This is a genomic window from Massilia sp. CT11-108 (assembly GCF_047302915.1).
Lineage (GTDB): Bacteria > Pseudomonadota > Gammaproteobacteria > Burkholderiales > Burkholderiaceae_D > Telluria > Telluria orientalis.
In genome coordinates, this window is sequence record NZ_JBKYMO010000461.1 from 1 (window position 1) to 4351 (window position 4351).

General features: G+C 67.0%; 3 protein-coding genes and 1 pseudogene. 1 reads left to right on the forward strand and 3 read right to left on the reverse strand.

The features are described 5' to 3' along the window. From ACEN88_RS25320 to ACEN88_RS25330, 3 genes are all read right to left on the reverse strand, one after another. The coding region (locus ACEN88_RS25320; RefSeq protein WP_413344113.1) for an NAD(P)H-hydrate dehydratase at positions 1–749 on the reverse strand (749 nt) is incomplete at its 3' end. Between the two features lie 9 nt (positions 750–758). Beyond that, on the reverse strand, positions 759–1523 hold the full coding sequence (locus ACEN88_RS25325) for a histidine phosphatase family protein (protein WP_413344115.1): 765 nt from the start codon (positions 1521–1523) through the stop codon (positions 759–761). A 142-nt stretch (positions 1524–1665) separates the two neighbouring features. Then, positions 1666–3066 carry an L-cystine transporter gene (locus ACEN88_RS25330; RefSeq protein WP_413344114.1) on the reverse strand — a complete coding sequence of 467 codons (1401 nt, stop codon included), beginning with the start codon at positions 3064–3066 and terminating at the stop codon, positions 1666–1668. Positions 3067–3228: 162 nt separating this feature from the next. On the opposite strand from ACEN88_RS25330, the pseudogene ACEN88_RS25335 reads away from it, so the two are divergent. Next, positions 3229–4351: pseudogene (locus ACEN88_RS25335) on the forward strand (alpha-2-macroglobulin); the annotation flags it as partial.

The following is a 4351-nucleotide window of genomic DNA, read 5'->3' on the forward strand; positions in this document are numbered from 1 at the left end:
GCGATGATGCCGGCCAGCACGTCGCCCGAACCGGACGTGGCGAGCCCGACGTTGCCGCCTTCGTGCTGCCATCGTTCGCCGCCCGGCGCCGCGATCACGGTGCGCGCGCCCTTCAGCGCGACGACGGCGTTCCAGTGTTGGGCCGCTTCGATGGCATGGCGGTCCGGTGCCGCGCCGATCTCGTCTTTCGCGATGCCCGTCAGGTGGGCCATCTCGCCCGCATGCGGCGTCAACAGGACCGGCACGTTGAAGCGGAAGGGTGGGTTGCCCATGGGCGGATGCAACACCGCGCCCATCGCCTCGGCGTCGAGCAACACGTTCGTGTCGGTGCCGTCGAGACGCGGCAGCAGCGCGTGCACGAGGCGGGCCGTCGCGACCTCGTCCCGCATGCCGGGGCCGATGAGGATGGCGCTGATCTTGTCCGCCAGCGGATCGAGCGCGGCCACGGCTTCGACCGTAAAGCCGCCGGCATCGTTTTCCGCCAGCCCCAGCACGCGCGATTCCGGAATAGCGAGCGCTACCAACTGGGCCACGCTGCGGCCGGTGGCAATGGTCAGCTTGCCGGCGCCGGCGCGCAGGGCTGCCGTCGCGGCCAGGATCACGGGGCCCGGCATCTCGCGCGAGCCGCCGAGGACGAGCACGTGGCCGCGGTCTTCCTTGTCGGCGTCGTTCGAGGGCACGGGCAGCGGCCAGCTGCGCAGCAGGCTCGTATCGACGTCGCGCGGGCGGGCATGGGTGTGCAGCGTCATGAAAGGACCTCAGGCCTTGGCGGCGGTGGGCTGGTCTTTGGCGACCGTGACCGGCGTGCCGGTGGCTTCGAGCGGGGCGACGAAATTGACCAGGCGGACGGCCAGCTTGCCGCGCTTGCCCAGCGTGGGATCGAACGCGTACGACGTGACGGAGCAGTTCGGCACGTCGCCGGCGCGGTCCTGCTCGAGGATCGTGGCCTCGTCCATCCGCTCGATCAGGTAGCGGAAGCAATTGACGATGACCTGGTGCGCGACGATCAGCACGCGCTCGCGCGGGTACTCGCGCGTGATGGTGTCGAGGACGCTGCGCAGGCGCAGGATGACGTCGCACCAGCTCTCGCCACCCGGCGGGCGGAAATAGAACTTGCCGACGTGGTGGCGTTGCTCATGCAGCTCGGGATATTTCTCGGCAATACCGCGCACCGTCAGGCGGTCGAGGATGCCGAACTCTTTTTCGCGCAGGCGTTCGTCGGCGTGGACGGCCAGCAACTCGTCGCGGTTCAGGCGCTGCATCAGGATATTGGCGGTCTCGGCGGCGCGCACGTACGGCGAATGCAGCACGACGTTCGGCTGGCTGCCGGGCGGCAGCGCGGCGAACCAGCCCGACAGGGCCTGCGACTGGCGCACGCCCAGCTCGGACAGGGGCACGTCGACGTCGCGCCCGGCGATGTCGATGAGCAGGCCCGCCGCCGCTTCGGCGGCATCGCGCGCGACATTGCCGGCGCTTTGCCCGTGCCTGACGAGCCAGATTTCCTGTGGCCACTTTTGATCCATCATCCGACCGTTTGTGATTTTGACATGACGCGATCATAGACGGATTCGGCGGGATTTCCGCGCACGATTCCGGACGAAAACGTGTGCCAAAACGACGTGTAGGCGGGCTCTTACGTGGACAGGAGAAAGGTTTGCACCACCTTTACGCCACTTGCTCCTCGCTGTCGAGGTTGACCTCGGCGTCGCTGTCGAACACGGCCATGTCGGTCTGGCCGAGCACGCGGCTGGCGAACGTGCCGGCCGTGATGGACCCGCTGACGTTGAGGGCGGTACGGCCCATGTCGATCAGCGGCTCGATGGAAATCAGCAGGCCCGCCAGCGCGACCGGCAGGTTCAGCGCCGACAGCACGATGAGGGCGGCGAACGTGGCGCCGCCGCCCACGCCGGCCACGCCGACGGAACCGATGGTGACGATGCCGACCAGGGGCAACAGGAAGCTGCTCGTGAACGGATCGATGCCGACGGTGGGCGCGATCATGACCGCGAGCATCGCCGGATAGATGCCGGCGCAGCCGTTCTGGCCCATCATCGAGCCGAACGACGCGGCGAAGTTGGCGATGCCTTCCGGCGTGCCGAGGCGCGCGGTCTGCGTCTGCACGCTCATCGGGATCGAACCGGCCGACGTGCGCGACGTGAAAGCGAAGGCGAGCACGGGGAAGATCTTCTTCACGTAGCGGCCCGGGTTCAGGCCCACGGCCGCGATGATCAGCAGGTGCACCCCGAACATCAGGATCAGCGCGCTGTACGATGCCGCCACGAAGCCGATCAGCTTCAGGATGTCCTGCACGCTGGAGCTCGCCAGCACCTGCGTGATCAGGGCGAACACGCCGAACGGGGTCAGGCGCAGCACGAGCGTCACCATGCGCATCACGATCACGTGGGCGATGTGGACGAACTCGCTGAACTTTTCGAATACGTCCGGCTTCTTGGCGGCAATGCCCGTGGCGGACACACCGATGAAGATCGAGAACAGCACGACGGCAATCGTCGACGTCTTGCGCGCGCCCGTCATGTCGAGGAAGGGATTCTCGGGAATGAACGACAGGATCATGGTCGGCAGCGACACGTCCTGCGCCGTCGCCAGCTTGCCTTCTAGATAGTGGCCGCGCGCGACTTCGGCCGCGCTCGACGTCAGGCCGACGGCGGACAGGCCGTACAGCTTGGCCATCAGGATGCCGATCGAGGCGGCGATGGCCGTCGTGACCATCAGCGTGCCGAGCGTCAGCGCACTGATCTTGCCGAGCGACGACGCATCGCGCAGCTTGAGGATGGCCTGGATGATGGAGACCATGATCAGCGGCATGATAATCATCTGCAGCAGCTTGACATAGCCCGTGCCGACGATGTCGAGGTACGCATTCGTCTGTGCAATAACCGGTGAACCGTTGCCGTAGAACGCCTGGAACGCCGCGCCGAGGACGATGCCCAGGCCGAGGCCCGTGAACACGCGTTTCGTGAAAGACAGGTGGCGTTGCTGCATGATGTACAGCAGGCCGCACGCGGCCAGGGCGATGGCCAGGTTCAGGATCAGGGGAAGACTCATGGTCTTATATGCGTACAGGAAATATAAGATCCGCATTCTATATCCAATCATGCACGTTTGCATGACGCTCACGATGCGTTGCAATTGTTAAACGTTGTTGACACTGCAAGCCGAGTTTGCAACACTCAGCCGTCGTCCGTCCGCCATCTCCCGGGAGAAACCATGGCCGTCCTGCGCCGCCTGCTGTGCTTCGTCTTGTTGTGCTGCTGGTCCGGCGCGTGGGCGCAGACCGCTGTCTCCGGTTTTTCTCCCGAAGGGCAGGTGCGGCGCGTGCGCCAGGCCGTGGCACGTTTTTCGCAGCCGATGGTCGCGTTCGGCGATTTGCGCGCCGAGACGCCGTTCGACGTTGCGTGCGCCGTGCCGGGCAGCGGCCGCTGGGTCGATGCGCAGACGTGGAGCTATGACTTCGAACGCGACCTGCCGGGTGCCACGAGCTGCCGTTTCACGCTGAAACCCAACGTGCGCGACCTGGCCGGCCAGCCGCTGGCGGGGCCACAGGCATTCACGGTTGCCTCGGGCGGCCCGGCCGTGCTGGAGACGCTGGCGCACGAAGGTGCGTCCGGCATCGACGAGAAACAGGCCTTCGTGCTCGCGCTGTCCGCGCCCGCGTCGGCCGACAGCATCCTGAAACAGGCGTGGTGCCGCGCGGACGGCGCCAGCGACAAGATCGGCGTGACCCTGGTGCAGGGCGAGCAGCGCGCACAGGTGCTGGCTACGTCCCGCTGGTTCGTGCGGCAAATCGTCGCCGAGGACCGCGGCAAGGAAGACATCGGACCGTACCCGGACGCGCAGCTGCGCGCCGACGACAAGGCCGGCCGCCTGGCCCGCATCGTCGTGCTGCAATGCCGTCGCACGTTGCCGTCGAATGCGGACGTGGCGCTCGTCTGGGGCGCCGGCGTGGCTGCGCCGAACGGCATCGCGACGGCCGAGGACCAGACGCTCTCGTTCAAGACGCGCGCCGATTTCACGGCCCGCTTCAACTGCGAGAAAGTCAACGCGCGGTCCCAGTGCATTCCGTTCCAGCCGATGCGCGTGGAATTCAGCGCGCCCGTGCGCGCGGCCGACGCGGCCAGGGTCTACCTGGAAGGGCCCGGCGGCAAGCGCTGGCCGGCGCGCATCGACAAGGAAGGCGGGCAGACGCCGGGGTTCGTGGACCAGGCCAGCGTGCCGGGGCCGTTCCCGGAACAGGCAAGATTCACGCTGCACCTGCCGGCCGAGCGGTTTCGGGAGCGTGAAGCGCTGCAGCGCGTCCGGCCTGGCGCCCTTGAAGATCGACACCTTCAGC